The sequence below is a fragment of the Arenimonas alkanexedens genome (genome assembly GCF_054781355.1).
In genome coordinates, this window is sequence record NZ_BAAGUO010000001.1 from 518,929 (window position 1) to 533,845 (window position 14,917).

At 65.6% G+C, this 14,917-nt stretch carries 12 protein-coding genes; 11 read left to right on the plus strand and 1 reads right to left on the minus strand.

Going from position 1 to position 14,917, the window contains the following annotated elements:
• Positions 1-31 precede the first annotated feature (31 nt).
• From grxD to ppnN, 5 genes are all read left to right on the plus strand, one after another.
• Positions 32-355 carry a Grx4 family monothiol glutaredoxin gene (gene grxD, locus ACYVGY_RS02380; protein ID WP_460455883.1) on the plus strand — a complete coding sequence of 108 codons (324 nt, stop codon included), beginning with the start codon at positions 32-34 and terminating at the stop codon, positions 353-355.
• Positions 352-1,110, plus strand: a complete 759-nt coding sequence (locus ACYVGY_RS02385; RefSeq protein WP_460455884.1) for an SDR family NAD(P)-dependent oxidoreductase — start codon at positions 352-354, stop codon at positions 1,108-1,110. The genes grxD and ACYVGY_RS02385 overlap by 4 nt, the downstream gene beginning before the upstream one ends.
• Positions 1,107-1,703, plus strand: coding sequence for a YhgN family NAAT transporter (locus tag ACYVGY_RS02390; RefSeq protein WP_460455885.1), 597 nt, complete (start codon positions 1,107-1,109; stop codon positions 1,701-1,703). The genes ACYVGY_RS02385 and ACYVGY_RS02390 overlap by 4 nt, the downstream gene beginning before the upstream one ends.
• Before the next feature lie 194 nt (positions 1,704-1,897).
• Positions 1,898-5,098, plus strand: coding sequence for a TonB-dependent receptor (locus ACYVGY_RS02395; protein ID WP_460455886.1), 3,201 nt, complete (start codon positions 1,898-1,900; stop codon positions 5,096-5,098).
• 196 nt (positions 5,099-5,294) lie between these two features.
• Complete coding sequence (gene ppnN / locus ACYVGY_RS02400) at positions 5,295-6,680, plus strand: nucleotide 5'-monophosphate nucleosidase PpnN (RefSeq protein ID WP_460455887.1); 1,386 nt, start codon at positions 5,295-5,297, stop codon at positions 6,678-6,680.
• 68 nt (positions 6,681-6,748) lie between these two features.
• Here ppnN and ACYVGY_RS02405 read toward each other — a convergent pair whose 3' ends face one another.
• Complete coding sequence (locus ACYVGY_RS02405; RefSeq protein WP_460455888.1) at positions 6,749-7,783, minus strand: sensor histidine kinase; 1,035 nt, start codon at positions 7,781-7,783, stop codon at positions 6,749-6,751.
• A 139-nt stretch (positions 7,784-7,922) separates the two neighbouring features.
• On the opposite strand from ACYVGY_RS02405, the gene ACYVGY_RS02410 reads away from it, so the two are divergent.
• Genes ACYVGY_RS02410 through ACYVGY_RS02435 form a run of 6 tightly spaced genes read left to right on the plus strand, consistent with a single transcriptional unit; the run spans position 7,923 to position 14,826 of the window.
• Positions 7,923-8,507: a GspH/FimT family pseudopilin gene (locus tag ACYVGY_RS02410; RefSeq protein ID WP_460455889.1), complete on the plus strand. Its 585-nt coding sequence runs from the start codon at positions 7,923-7,925 to the stop codon at positions 8,505-8,507.
• Positions 8,508-8,517: 10 nt separating this feature from the next.
• A complete protein-coding gene (gene pilV, locus ACYVGY_RS02415) occupies positions 8,518-8,982 on the plus strand; it encodes a type IV pilus modification protein PilV (RefSeq protein WP_460455890.1) in 465 nt (154 codons plus the stop codon).
• Positions 8,983-8,984: 2 nt separating this feature from the next.
• Positions 8,985-10,094 (plus strand): prepilin-type N-terminal cleavage/methylation domain-containing protein, encoded by a 1,110-nt coding sequence (locus ACYVGY_RS02420; RefSeq protein ID WP_460455891.1) that lies wholly within the window; start codon positions 8,985-8,987, stop codon positions 10,092-10,094.
• Positions 10,091-10,660, plus strand: coding sequence for a pilus assembly PilX family protein (locus ACYVGY_RS02425; protein ID WP_460455892.1), 570 nt, complete (start codon positions 10,091-10,093; stop codon positions 10,658-10,660). Before ACYVGY_RS02420 ends, ACYVGY_RS02425 begins: the two co-directional genes overlap by 4 nt.
• A 5-nt stretch (positions 10,661-10,665) precedes the next feature.
• Positions 10,666-14,412, plus strand: coding sequence for a PilC/PilY family type IV pilus protein (locus tag ACYVGY_RS02430; RefSeq protein WP_460455893.1), 3,747 nt, complete (start codon positions 10,666-10,668; stop codon positions 14,410-14,412).
• Between the two features lie 3 nt (positions 14,413-14,415).
• Positions 14,416-14,826: a type IV pilin protein gene (locus ACYVGY_RS02435; protein WP_460455894.1), complete on the plus strand. Its 411-nt coding sequence runs from the start codon at positions 14,416-14,418 to the stop codon at positions 14,824-14,826.
• Positions 14,827-14,917 lie beyond the last annotated feature (91 nt).

Here is a 14,917-nt window from a genome sequence, read left to right on the forward strand (position 1 = left end):
TCCCGGGCCCGCAGATGGAACGGAGCTTCACATGAACGTCATGGACCGTATCAAGGCCGAGGTCGAAGGCCACCCGATCGTGCTCTTCATGAAAGGCACGCCCCAGTTTCCGATGTGCGGCTTTTCCAGCCGTTCGGTGCAGGCCCTGAAGAATGCCGGCGCCCCGGCTTTCCACAGCATCAACGTGCTGGAGGATCCGGAAATCCGCGCCAGCCTGCCGCGCTATTCGGACTGGCCGACCTTCCCGCAGCTCTTCATCAACGGCGAACTGCTGGGCGGCTGCGACATCACCGTCGAGCTGCTGGAAAGCGGCGAGCTGGCGCGCATGGTGTCCGAGGCCCAGAAGCCGGCATGAACCCCGCCGCGCCGCCGATCCCGGCCGTGGCCGACGACGCCCTGGCCGGCCGCACGGTGCTGGTGACCGGTGCCCACGGTGGCCTGGGCGCCGAGGCCGCCAAGGCCTGCGCCCGCGCCGGTGCGACGGTGGTGCTGCTGGGGCGGAAGGTGCCCAAGCTCAACCGGGTCTATGACGCCGTGAAGGCCGTCGGCCCCGAGCCGGCCCTGTACCCGGTGGATATGGCCGGCGCCGATCCCGCCGACTACGCCGAACTCGCCGCCCGTATCGCCGGCGAGCTCGGCGGGCTGCACGGGCTGCTGCACTGCGCGGCGGAGTTCAGCGGCCTGACGCCCCTGGAGGCGATGCCGCCGGAAGACTTCGTGCGCAGCCTGCACGTGAACCTGACCGCGCCCTGGCTACTGACCCAGGCCTGCCTGCCCTGGCTGCGGCAGGCGGGCGACAGTGCCGTGGTCTTCGTTACCGACGACCCGGCCCGGGTCGGCAAGGCCTACTGGGGCGCCTACGGCCTGGCCAAACAGGGCCTGGTGGCCCTGGTCCGCCAGCTCAGCGCCGAGACCGATGCCACCGCGGTCCGGGTCAGCGCGCTGGAGCCCGGTCCGATGCGGACCGACCTGCGCGCCCGCGCCTACGCCGACGAGGCCCAGCTGCGGGTGCCGTCCCCGGCCGCCTATGCGCCGGCCTGCGTACACCTGCTGTCGCCCGCCGGCGTCGCCCTGCGGGGCCATGTGTTTGCGCCCCGGGCGCCCGGATGACCACCCTCTCGGCGGCCCTGCTTTTGTTCCTGATCCTGGATCCGCTGGGCAACATCCCGGTGTTCCTGGGCCTGCTCAAGCCGCTGCCGGACCACCGCCGGAGGCGGGTCCTGGCCCGGGAGCTGCTGATCGCCCTGGCCGTGCTCTTCATTTTCCTTTGGGGCGGCCAATACCTGCTTGAGCTGATGCACCTGCGCCAGGAATCGGTCTCGATCGCCGGCGGCATCGTCCTGTTCCTGATCGGCCTGAAAATGATCTTCCCCAGCGGCGAGGGCATGTTCGGCGAAGTCCCGGACGGGGAGCCCTTCATCGTGCCCATGGCCATTCCGCTGGTCGCCGGCCCTTCGGGCATGGCGGCGGTGATGCTGCTGGCGGCCCAGGAACCCACCCGCATGACCGACTGGAGCCTGGCCCTGGTCCTGGCCTGGCTGGGGACGGCGGTCATCCTGATGTCGGCCACCACCCTCTACAAGGTGCTGGGCATGCGGGTCCTGATGGCGGTGGAGCGCCTGATGGGCATGCTGCTGGTGGCGCTTTCCGTGCAGATGCTGCTCGACGGCGTGGCTACCTACTGGCGTGCCGCCGGGGCCTGAAAAACCCGCCCCGGAACTGTCGTATGAATGACATGTGAGCGGGGTACCGTGTTAAACTCTTGTTATTGCTCAGGTCCGCAGGGGCGTCAACCTGGCAAGCGATTTCAAGGAATACATGCACCTGGCCCGTCAGGTGCCGCGGCCGGATGCCGCAACTCCCTCTTAGCAACCACATAAACGCAGGGTTCAAAACCATGACCAATCGCAACCGGGTTCGGCTGTCGCAGCTCTCCCTCGGCCTCGCCATCGCGCTTGCTGCCGCGCCGGCCTTCGCCCAGAACACCACGGCCGCTGTCGGTGGCCGCATCGTCGCCGCCGACTCGCAGCCGGTGTCCGGCGCCCAGGTGACCATCCTGCACGTGCCCTCGGGCACCACCAGCACCGCGACCACGACGACCGACGGTCGTTACGCCGCGCGCGGCCTGCGCGTCGGTGGTCCGTACACCATCACCATCGTCAAGGATGGCGTGAGCGAGGTCCGCGAGGGCGTCTACCTGCAGCTGGCCGACACCACCTCGGTGGATGCGACCCTGGGCCAGGGCGCCGCGACGCTCGCCACCGTTGAAGTCACCGGCACCGCCGTGACCGCCGAAATCTTCAGCTCCGAGAAGATGGGCACCGGCACCAACGTCAACCGCGACCAGCTCGAGGCCCTGCCCTCGATCGAGCGCAACCTGCAGGACTACGCCCGCATCGATCCGCGCGTTGTGCAGACCGACAAGTCCCGCAACGAGATCTCCGTCGGCGGCCAGAACCCGCGCTACAACGTCATCCGCATCGACGGCATCAGCACCAACGACAGCTTCGGCCTGGAGTCGAACAGCCTGCCGACCCCGAAGCAGCCGTTCTCGATGGACGTCATTGACGAGATCGCGGTCGCGGTCGCCAACTACGACGTCACCATCTCCGGCGGCACCGGCGGCGTGATCAACGCCGTGACCAAGTCGGGCACCAACGACTTCGCCGGCACCGTCTATGGCCTGTACCGCGACAATTCGATGGTTCGCGAGAATCCGGATGGCAGCGATTTCAATGGCTTTGAGGACGAGTCCACCTACGGCATGACCTTCGGTGGTCCGCTGATCAAGGATCGTCTGTTCTTCTTCCTGAACTACGAGAAGTACGAGCAGGGTGCGCCGGGTCCGATCTTCGGGCCGGTGGGTTCTAGCGCCTCGAACATCGTCAACGTCACGGATGGCGACATCACGCTGATCCGCCAGATTTCCCAGGGCTACGGCTTTGATCCGGGCGGCTATGGCGTCGGCGGTGCCGACACCACGGGCGAAGAGTTCGGCCTGAAGATCGACTGGAACATCAGTGACAAACACCGCGCGAACTTCCGCGTCGGCACCTCGGACCAGAGCGTCGCCAACTTCCCGGGCTTCGGCAGCAGAGCCATCGCGCTGAACAGCTACGCGTATCAGCGTGACTTCGTGTTCGACACCTATGCGGCGCAGCTGTTCAGCGACTGGACCGACAGCTTCTCCACCGAGGCCAAGGTTTCCTACCGCGACTACTCGGCCATCCGCAGCCCGTCGGTCAACCTCCCGGCCGTGGCCGTGCGCATCGGCAGCGCCACCGTGAACCTCGGCACCGAAGAGAACACGCACGCGAACATCCTCGAGACCGAGACCTGGAACGCCTACCTCGCGGGCAACCTGTTCATCGGCGACCACGCCTTCAAGTTCGGCGTGGACTACGAGAACAACGACATCTACAACCTGTTCGGCCGCCGCAGCAATGGCGTGTACACCTTCAACAGCATCGCCGACTACCAGGCCGGCCGGCCTAGCTTCTTCCGTTACTACCATCCGGCGGGCGGCAATCGTGACAACACGGCGGCCATCTGGGGCATCGAGAACGTCGGCCTGTTCGTGCAGGACACCTGGGCGGTCAACTACAACCTGACCCTGACCTTCGGCCTGCGCTACGACGAGCCGATCGTTGACGAGAGCCCGACCTACAATGCCGCTGCCCAGGCCGCCTTCGGCTTCGACAACAGCTCCACCATCGACGGCAACGGCCTGTTCCAGCCGCGCTTCGGCTTCAACTACACCTTCGACGCCGATCGTCCGACCCAGCTGCGCGGTGGTTTCGGCCTGTTCCAGGGCTCGGCCGCGAACGTGTGGCTGTCCAACCCGTTCACCAACACCGGCTTCGGCTATATCGACTACAGCTTCACCGGTGGCCTGACCCTGCCCTGCGCCACGGGCGACGGTCGTTGCTTCAGCGCCGATCCGGACGGCCAGCTCGTGCTGGTGCCGGCCGGCGCCCGCCAGGGCACCCAGTCGGTCGACTTTGTCGATCCGTCGCTGGGCCAGCCGTCGGTCTGGAAGGCCAACCTGGCCTTCGATCACGAGCTGCCGTGGCAGAACATCGTGATGTCGGCTGAAGTCGTGCTGGCCAACGTCAAGGAAGCGATTTACTACGAGCAGCTCAACCTCGGTGCTCCGACCGCGGTGGGCCAGGACGGCCGCCTGATCTACTGGAACGCGGCGGGCCTTGATCCGGCGCGCTGGAATCAGTTCGGTTCGGCTTCGGGTACCCGTTCGCGCAGCAACGCCAATGGCGCGTTCACCGACGCGATCATCGCCCGCCCGACCTCGAAGGGTGAGTCCGAGCAGCTGAGCCTGTCCTTCAGCAAGCCGCGCGGCGAGTGGGGCTTCTCCTGGACCGCGGCCTACACCTTCACCCAGGCCGACGAAGTCAGCCCGCTGACCAGCTCCACCTCAGGTTCGCAGTGGGGCAACATCAACACCTTCAATCCGAACGAAGAAATTTCGGCGACCTCGTCCTACGAGATCAAAGACCGCTTCTCGGCCAGCGTCACTTGGGAGAAGGCGTTCTTCGCCGACTACGACACCCGCGTGTCCATGTTCGCCGAGAGCCGTTCGGGTCGTCCGTTCAGCTACGTGTTCGACAATGACGCCAACGGCGACGGCCGCTTCGGTAACGACCTGCTGTACGTGCCGACCGGTCCGGGCGACGTCCTGTTCGGTTCCGCCGCTGAGGAAGCTGCGTTCTGGGCCTTCGTCGCCACCGACGGCTACCTCAATGCCAACCGCGGTCGCGTGGTGGGTCGTAACGACGCCAACAACCCCTGGGTCAACCAGATCGACCTGCGCATCACCCAGGAACTGCCGGGCTTCTTCAAGGACCACCGTTCCGAGATCTGGCTCGACGTGCTCAACGTCGGCAACCTGATCAACAAGGATTGGGGACAGATCGAGGAAGTCGGCTTCCCGGGCAGCCGCGGCGTGGTTGAGTACGGCGGCATTGACGCGGCCACCGGCAAGTACGTCTACCGCTTCAACGACCCGGACACCGCCCGTCTTTACGACGACCGCGGCATCTCCCGCTGGTCGGTGCAGGTGGGCTTCCGCTACAAGTTCTAAGCCACACCCACGCCACCCGGCGTGAAACGAACGGCCGACGGGAAACCGCCGGCCGTTTTTTTTACCCTGTAGGAGGGCCTTCAGGCCCGAAGCTCTTCGCCAAGAGCTTCGGGCCTGAAGGCGCTCCTACATGGTTTTTGGCGGTGCGGTGGTAGAGTCTGCGGTCCAATACGACAGACAGACAAAAGCCAGTCCCATGACCGAGCAACAAGACCTTCCCGCCACCGTCAACACCCGCATTTCCCCGCGCGGTGGCCTGGACATCCTTTCCCGCGACGAAGTCGCCCGCCTGGCGGACGCCTCCACCGGCGGCCTGCGCGAACTGCTGCGCCGCTGCGCGCTGGCGGTGCTGACCACCGACAGTGACTCCGATGACCCGCGCGCGGCCTCGCTGCGCTACCCCGATTTCGACATCGAGGTGCAGCAGCAGGATCGCGGCATCAAGATCGAGCTAAAGTCAGCGCCCGCGACCGCTTTCGTAGACGGCGAGATCATCCGCGGCATCGCCGAGAACCTGTTCGCAGTCGTGCGTGACATCGCTTACAACGCGATCGAGGTACACGGCAGCAACAAGTTCGACCTCGACACCGGCGCCGGCATGACCAGTGCCGTGTTCGAGATCCTGCGCAACGCCCGGGTGATGCGCTCGTACCAGAACCCGAGCCTGGTGGTGTGCTGGGGCGGCCACTCGATCGGTCGCGATGAGTACCTGTACACCAAGAAGGTCGGCTACCAGTTGGGCCTGCGCGGCCTGGACATCTGCACCGGCTGCGGCCCGGGCGCCATGAAGGGCCCGATGAAGGGCGCCACCATCGCCCACGCCAAGCAGCGCCAGAGCCGACCGCGCTACATCGGCATCACCGAGCCCGGCATCATCGCGGCCGAGTCGCCGAACCCGATCGTCAACCATCTGGTGATCATGCCGGACATCGAGAAGCGGCTTGAAGCCTTCGTGCGCCTGGGCCACGGCATCATCGTGTTCCCGGGTGGCGTCGGCACCGCCGAGGAAATTCTTTATCTGCTCGGCCTGCTGCTGCACCCGGCCAACGCCGACCTGCCGTTCCCGCTGATCTTCACCGGCCCGGCCGAGTCCGCCGCCTACTTCGAGCAGATCGACCAGTTCCTGCGCCTAACCCTGGGCGAGGCGGCGACCTCGCGGTATCGCATCATCGTGGACGATGCGGCCGAGGTCGCGCAGGTGATGCGCCAGGGCATCCGCAAGGTGCGCGAGCACCGGCTCAAGGAGCAGGACGCGTTCTTCTTCAACTGGTCGCTGCACCTGCCCGAAGAATTCCAGCGCCCGTTCCCGCCGACCCATGAGGCCATGGCCGGGCTCAAGCTGCATCGCGACCAGCCGCCGCACCTGCTGGCGGCCGACTTGCGCCGTGCCTTCTCGGGCATCGTCGCCGGCAACGTCAAGGAAGAGGGCATGCGCGAGATCGAGCGCCACGGCCCCTACATCATTGATGGCGACAAGGAGATCATGCGGGCCCTGGACGGCCTGCTGAAGGCCTTCGTGTCCCAGCGCCGAATGAAGATCAGCGGCAGCTACCGCCCCTGCTACCAGGTAGCCGGCAGCTAACCCAACCCTGTAGGAGGGCCTTCAGGCCCGAAGCTTTTCGCCCAGAAGCTTCGGGCCTGAAGGCCCTCCTACAGGCGGGGCAGCGTCAGGATGGCAACGTAACGGCCGTCCACGACGCCGGCCTCCAGTTTGCCGCGGCCCTCGGTGAGCGCTTCGATCCGGCTCCGGACCGAGGCCAGGCCCACTTGGTGGCCAGCGTGCGCCGGACCGACGCGAGCACCCGCCCGGGGCAAGTCGTTGGCGACGATCACTCTTACCTGGTGCGCATCCGACTCCACCCGCAGGTCAACGGCGCCGCCGTCAGCCGCCGGCTCCACGCCGTGGCGGATCGCGTTTTCCACCAGCGGCTGGATCGACAGGGTGGGTACCCGGATATCGGGCACGGGATCAGGCAGTTCCCAGCCAAGCCTGAGGCGCGACCCGAAGCGAAGACCCTCGATCTCCAGATAGCGCCTGGCCAGGGCCAGTTCGTCGGCGAGCGAGATTTCACCGTCGCCCGACAGCGCGGCCCGGAACAGGTCGGAAAGGTCCAGCAGCAGCCGTTCCGCCTCGCCGGGGTTGGCATGCACCAGGGCGATGCCGGTATTGAGGGTGTTGAAAAGGAAGTGGGGCCGAATGCGGGCCTGCAGCGCCTCAAGCTCGGCCTGCTTGGCCTGCACAATGGCCAGGCGACCTTTCCAGTAGTTCTGGAACGCCGCCAGGCCCAGCAGCCCGAACGTCAGGGTAATCAGCGACACCTGCAGGGCGAGCGCCAGCCAGTCGACCCGCTGCGGGCCCTGGCCGGGCTCGAGATAGGCGCGAATGACATAGGTAAGCAGCCAGCACATCGCCAGGCCCACCGCCAGCGCGACCGCCGCGACCTGGGGCGGCGGCAGCCGCTTTAGCCATCGTCGGGTAAGGTATAGCGCGGCCAGGGTCAGCAGCGCCGCCCATTGGATCCAGAGCGAGGCCAGGCCGAAATAGACAAGACGGTCGGTGGCCAGGCCCGGGGCCAGCGCCAGCACCGCCGCAAGACCCTCGCCAGCCACGATCAGCCACACGATGGCATTGGCCTGCCAAAGTGCGTCCAGGGGATGGTTGAGCGGCAGAGCAGGGCGGGGCATCGGTCCATGATGCCTCCAAACCCTGGCCGGGTGGCATCGCCGCCGTCCGCCCGCACCGGCGGCCCGTTCGTCGGGCATCATTGGCAAGCCCCCGCACCGGGGGGCTAAGTTAGCCCCGTAAGCCTGTAAAGGATAAGAAATGGCCCCGTACGCCAAACAACCGTCTTTGACCCACAGCCGCGAGCAGCCGCCGCAGGCGGGGTTCACCCTGCTGGAGCTGGTGATTACCGTCGCCGTGCTGGCCATCGCGCTGGCCGTTGCCATCCCCAGCTTCCAGGGCATCACCAACCGCAATCGCCTGACCGCGGTCACCAATGAGCTGCTGGCTGCCTCGCAGCTGGCGCGCATGGAGGCCATCCGCCGCAACGAGCGCGTCGTCGTCTGCCCCACCACCAACGGCAGCACCTGTAGTGGCGGCAACTGGATGCGCGTCGTCGTACGCGAAATCGCTGTTGGCGGCGACGTCATCCGCGAGTTCCAGTTCAACGGTCGCGGCCTTTCCATCCAGGGCAGCCCCAGCATTGCCGTTGGCAACCAGGTTTCATTCAACGCCAGCGGCTTCGCTCGCGCCGGCACCAACGCCGCCAACACCACGGGCACGCTCCGTATCTGCACCACGGCCCTCAATGCCGCCGAAAATGCCCGCGATCTGCAGGTCGCCGTCAGCCGGGTCAGCGTCACGACCGCTGGCTCCGCCGCCTGCGGCCAGCCCGCCAATGCTTGAGAGACGACCCATGCGAAACCGAGCCATCCCGAATTCGCGACGCAGCCAGGTGGGCGCCAGCCTGCTTGAGGTGCTGATCGCTGTACTGATCCTTGCGATCGGCCTGCTGGGCATCGCCGCGCTGCAGTCCCTGACGCTCAAGAACACCCAGGGTTCGTCCGAGCGTAGCGCCGCCGTCATCCAGAGCTACGCGATGCTCGACATGATGCGCGCCAACCGCAACGAGGCCATCGCCCGTCGCTACGACACCGGCTGGCAGTGCGCCGCTCCTGATGATCCGGCCGCATCGCGCGTCGCAGGCGACATGTCGCGCTGGATCGGCCAGCTCAAGGAAAGCCTCGGCGACTCGGCCTGCGGCCAGATCGACTGCGGGGCCGTGAACTGCAGCATTGGCGTGCGCTGGACCGATCGCGGTACCGCCGCCGAAGGCGATGCCGCTGCCACCCAGGAAATCCAAACGGACACCAGGCTTTGACCATGCCCAGCATCTCCCACATCGTTCATCGCCCGCAGCGCGGCCAGGCCGGCTTTTCGCTTATCGAGCTGATGATCGCCATGATCCTCGGCCTGCTGGTGGTTGCGGCGGCCGGCGGCGTCTTCATCTCCAACAAGCGCGTCTACAACGCGGCTGAAACCCTGGGCCGCATTCAGGAAAACGGCCGCGTCGCCTTCGAGCTGATGTCGCGCGACGTCCGCGAGGCCGGCGGCAATCCCTGCGGCTCGGCTATCCGGCCGATCAACATGATGACCCAAGGCAACAATGGCTACTGGTCGTCTTACAACGACGGCTTGGGCGGCTATGAGGGCGCGGCGCCCGGTCTGGCCACTGGCACCGGTGTTGGCCAACGGGTCGCCGGAACCGACGTCATCGAAATTCATTCGGCGACCGGTGGCGGCATCCGCGTCACCGGCCATCCCAACCCCAGCGCCGAGCTAGACGTCAGCAGCAGCGCCGGGCTCGCGGTGGGTGACGTGCTGCTGGTCTGCAATATCGGCCGCTCCTTCATCTTCGAAGTCACCAGCCTGCCGGGTGCCGGCACCAAGATCGGTCACAACTCCGGCGGCGGCGACAACTGCAGCGCGCGCTTCACCCTGCCGGTTCCGGCAGATCCCGAAGACGAGTACGGCTGCGACAACCCGAACAACAATGCCAACAGCTACTGCTTCACCCCGGCGGCTGGCGCCGGCACCTGCGGCGAAGACAGCAACGTACCGGCCTTCGTCGCCCGCGCCACCTCGATCCGCTGGTTCGTCGGCAACAACGCACGCAACGGCCAGTCGCTCTACCGCCTGGTGATGGCCAATCGCTCCAACACCAACACGGTGGATACCGAGCTCTCGCGCATTGAAGTCATCGAAGGCGTTGAAGACCTGCAGGCGACCTATCTGGAAGCCGGCGGCGCCGACTACGTTGATGCAGGTGCCGTGGCTGACTGGAGTCGGGTGATTGCCGCCCGCCTCACCATCGAGCTCGAAGGCGCGCAGGGCGCGCTGAGCAATCGTGAAGTCCAAGGCACCGACGGGCAGGCCATCAGCCGCACCATTACCCATGTCGTGGCGCTTCGTAACCGGGAGAGCACGCTGTGAATCGCACTAACTTCCAGGCACGGTCCGGCCAGCGTGGTGTCACGCTCGTGATCGTCCTGTTGCTACTTGTCATCGTTACGTTGCTGGGCTTGGCTGCGATGCGCGGCACGGTGATGCAGGAGCGCATGAGCGCCAACGCCGCGGCACGTGCGATCGCCTTCCAGTCGGCCGAGGCAGGGCTTCGCGAAGCCGAGTCCTATGCTGCCGACGCGGGCCGCCCCGATCTGCCGACCGCCGGTTGCACCGGCGGCCTTTGCGCGACGCCGCCCAACAACGCAGCCGCCCCCTGGGAGGCGGACACCTTCTGGACGACAGGCGCTGGTTATCGCACGTCCAATATCGAAGGCGCCGTCGGCAGCCAGGTTGACCTGCTTCGCTATGTCATCGAGGACATGGGCGAGGCCGGCACCCTGACCGGCACCTGCACCAGCGACATCGACCTTTCCGTCAGCGACTGCAACAGCACCGCGGTCGGTCGCTACTTCCGCATCACGGTACTGAGCCGCATGGATAACGGTACCGAAGTGATGCTCCAGTCCACATACCAGGCTCCTACGGGCGGGTGATCGATATGAATGCCAATAAGTCTATGAATTCCGCCGGTACGTCCAAGACCATCCTGGCGGCCTTCTTCGCCACCTTGCTTGCGGCTCCGGTCAGCGCCACGTTCGCGCAGAGTTTCCCGGATTACCCGCTGCAGACGGGTGCCGGCAACGTTGAGCCGAACCTGATGTTCATCCTGGATGACTCGGGTTCCATGGCGTTCAACGAAATGCCCAATCCGGACATTCCGACGATTTGTCTGCGCGCCAATAACGGCAGCTGTACCGGTAGCTTCAACATCACCGACGGCGCCTATGTCGGCAATACGGTCTTTTACAATCCGGCCACTGAGTACCGGCCCTGGCAGAGCGCCAACGGGTCGCTGATGACCGGCGGCACCAGCATGAACGAAGTATTCGGTTCGTTCAACTTTGCCGGCCCAGGCGCCGGTGGTGAGTACGACACGGTGGACCTCACCGTCAATGGCGATTGCGACAATTACGATTATAACGGCAGCAGCACGGCGGTCTGCGGTGGCATTCAGGTGTACTACGTCCCCAAGGACCCCACCAACACCACCACCAACTACCTGCGCGCCACGCAGAACTACTACCGTTACGAAGTCCACCATCTCAGCGGCACGCCTTACATCGTTCGGAGCGAGCTGACGAGCAACGGTGGTCCCGGCGTGGCGGCGGGCGGTCCACGCAATGTCGTGTTCACCCGTGACGATCTTGATGATGACGACACATCCAACTACTACTTTGACCTCACTGCCGGAGCCACCTTCGCCGCGCGAACGTCCGGCGGTTCCGGCAGAGTGCGGCTGCGCGTCTATAACCCCTCTGGCGACGAGGTCTGCGACAGAGACACCAATACGACTAATCAGCTCTGCTCGATAACCAACGCGCAGGCCGGGCAGTGGCGCGTTCGCATGTCCCGCGATTACGACAATGTCGACTTGCGCGTCACCTACACCGAGCAGGACGTTATCGGCTGCGGCACCAACAGTGGCATTAACTGGGGCAATTGCACCCTGGCCCAGCCCGTGGCCGGCCGCAATATGGCGGCCGAGCTGCAGAACTACGCCACCTGGTTCTCCTACCACCGCACCCGCATGAAGATCGCCAAGGCCGGTGCCAGCGAGGCCTTCAACCAGCTGGGCAACAACGTCCGCGTCGGCTACCGCAGCATCTGGAACCGCAGCAACTTCAACATCCCGGTTCAGGATGGCAACGACGGCAAGTTCGAGGGCACGTCCCGCGAAACCTGGTTCAGCAGCCTGTTTGGCGCCAGGGGCCGGAGCGGCACGCCGCTCCGCGCTGCGCTGTATGACACCGGTGAATACTTCACGAGCACGGCGGCCTCTGGCCCGTATGGCCCGGCGGCGGCGTCCGACCAGCTTGAATGCCGCCAGAACTTCGCCATTCTGACCACCGACGGTTTCTGGAACGGCAGTATCGATACCCGAACCATCGGCGACCAGGACGGTCAGTCCGGCGACGCCATCCTCAACCCGGCCGACAATTCGAACGTCGTGCGCTACACCAGGGTGCATCCGTTCCGCGACACCAACTCGGGGACAAACCGGACCGACACGTTGGCCGACGTCGCCATGAAGTACTGGAAGACCGACCTGCGGCCGGACCAGGACAACATCATCCCGACCAGCGCCGAGAATCCGGCTTTCTGGCAGCACATGGTCACCTTCGGCATTTCCATCGGTCTCAAGGGCACAGTCGACCAGACCTCGGTGGCGCAGGTGCTTCGCGACGGCCGACCGCGCATCAATGGCGTTGCAGTGGACTGGCCCAACCCCGACGCTGACAACGCCAGGCGCATCGACGACCTGCTGCATGCGGCCGTGAATGGACGCGGTGATTTCATCGCCGCGACCAGCGCCGACAAGTTCCGCGAGGCCATCACCAGCGTGCTGGGCCTGATTCAGGCGCGCTTGGCGTCCGGCTCGAACGTGGCGACCAACAGTTCCACCTTCCAGTCCGACACCCGTGCCTATCAGGCGACCTATCGTTCGGGCGTCTGGACCGGTGACCTGGTGGCGCGTGACGTGACCGCTGCTGGCGGCATCTCGGCCAGCGAGGCCTGGCGCGTCAGCGCCCGGATCGCCGCAAGCTATGCCGATGCCGGCACGGCCAACGACCACCGCAATCGGACCGTGCTCACCTGGGGTGGTTCGCCCAAGGGTGCTGCCTTCCCGACGGCGGCTCAGGCCTTGCTGCTCACGCGCGCCACGGGTGCTGCCCCGGTGACGGGCTTGAACAATGCCGCCTACGTCAAGGGCAACCAGAGCGCGGAGCTGTCGACGGGTGGTGTGCTGCGAAACCGCTCTTCGGTGTTCGGCGACATCATCAACTCGTCGCCGGTCTACACCCGCGACACTGAAATGCTCTATGTCGGCGCCAACGACGGCATGCTGCACGGCATTGATGCACTGACCGGCAACGTGGTGTTCTCTTACGTTCCCAAGGGCATCAACTGGGCCAAGCTCAACTCCATCAGTGACCCCGCCTACACCCACGGCTTCTTCGTGGACGGGCCGGTTGCGCTGTCCACCAACCGCCTGCAGGCCAGTACCAACTATCTGGTGGGCTCGCTGGGTCGCGGCGGCAAGGGCGTGTTTGCCCTGGACGTGAGCGATCCGGACGGCATGGTCAATGCGGACGTGATGTGGGACAAGACCGGCGATGCCGACAACGATATGGGTCACGTGCTCGGTCTGCCCTTGATTGTCCGGGCCAACAACGATGCGCTCATCGCCATCGTCCCGAACGGTATCGACAGCACCAGCGGCAGAGCCGTGCTCTACGTCTACAACCTGACCACGGGCGTGCAGCTGGCAAAGATCACGGCGTCCACTGCCTCAGGCAATGGTCTTTCCTCGCCGCGCGCCGCCGACCTCAACGGCGATGGCAAGGTCGACTACGTCTACGCCGGCGACCTGCTGGGCAACGTCTGGAAGTTCGACCTGTCGTCGGCCGTGCCGACCGATTGGGCCGTTGCCTTCTCCGGTGCCCCGCTGTTTGTCGCGACGGACGCCGGCGGCAACCGCCAGCCCATCACCGGTGGTCTTGCCCTTGCTCGCGAGGCGGGCTACGGCCGCATCTGGCTGACCTTCGGTACCGGCAAGCTGATTTCGTTTGGCGATCTCTCGTCCACCGCGATCCAGTCCTGGTATGGCGTGATTGATGACAGCACCCCGGTCGTCGATGGTCGCGATGACCTGGTGGTTCGCGAGATCGCCCAGGTCGGCGCGCTGGCAGACGGTCGCGTGGTTAGGGCCTTCCAGGCCAGTGCCAGCCTGCCCTCAGGCGTGAGGGGCTGGGTGGTGGATCTGGATGAGCCGACCGCTGGCGAGCGCATCGTCAGTGGCCCGCGCATCAACGGACGCGCGGTGTATGTCTCGAGCATCATCCCGTCGGAAGGCAACGGCTGCGAGGCCGGCGGTTCGGGCTTCCTGAACGCCATCGACGTGTTCACGGGCACCAGTCCCGCGAACGGCGGGGGTACCGGCTCCAGCTCGTTCTTCGACCTCGACGGCGACGGCGACGGTACCAACGACACCGTGACCGACGGCGGCCTGCCGATCGGTTCCATTGATCCCGGCATCGGTATGCCGACCGAGTCCGCCCAGATCGACGACCTGATCCTGGTCTGCGGTTCCAACGGCCAGTGCACCACGGTGCCCGCCTCGCCGCAGGCTGGCGATATTGATGCCCGCCGCCTGCAGTGGCGTGAAGTCATCGGAGAGGACTGATCCATGAAGCAGCGTAAAGCGAGAGGTTTCACCCTGATCGAGCTGATGATCGCCGTGGCGATCATCGCGATCCTGGCGGCCATTGCCTATCCGTCCTACATCAACTACACCGTCAATACCCGGCGTGCGGCGGCCACCGCCTGCCTGACCGAGATGGCGCAGTTCATGGAGCGCTACTACACGACGGAAATGTCCTATGCGGGTGCGGTAATTCCGAACACGTCCTGTCAGGGTGACCTGGCGGTCTTCTACACGTTCGGTTTCACCGCGGCACCCACCGCCGGGGCCTATAGCCTCCGCGCGGTGCCGCAGGGCCAGCAGGCGTCGAAGGACACCAAGTGCGCCACGCTGAGCCTCAGCCAGGCGGGCGCCCAGACGGTGTCCGGCTCGGCTTCTCCGGCGGAATGCTGGTAACGGGAGTCGGGTCTGATTCCGCGCAATAAAAAAGGCTCGCAGCAATGCGAGCCTTTTTCATTTTATCTGGCGCCCGAAGTTGGACTCGAAC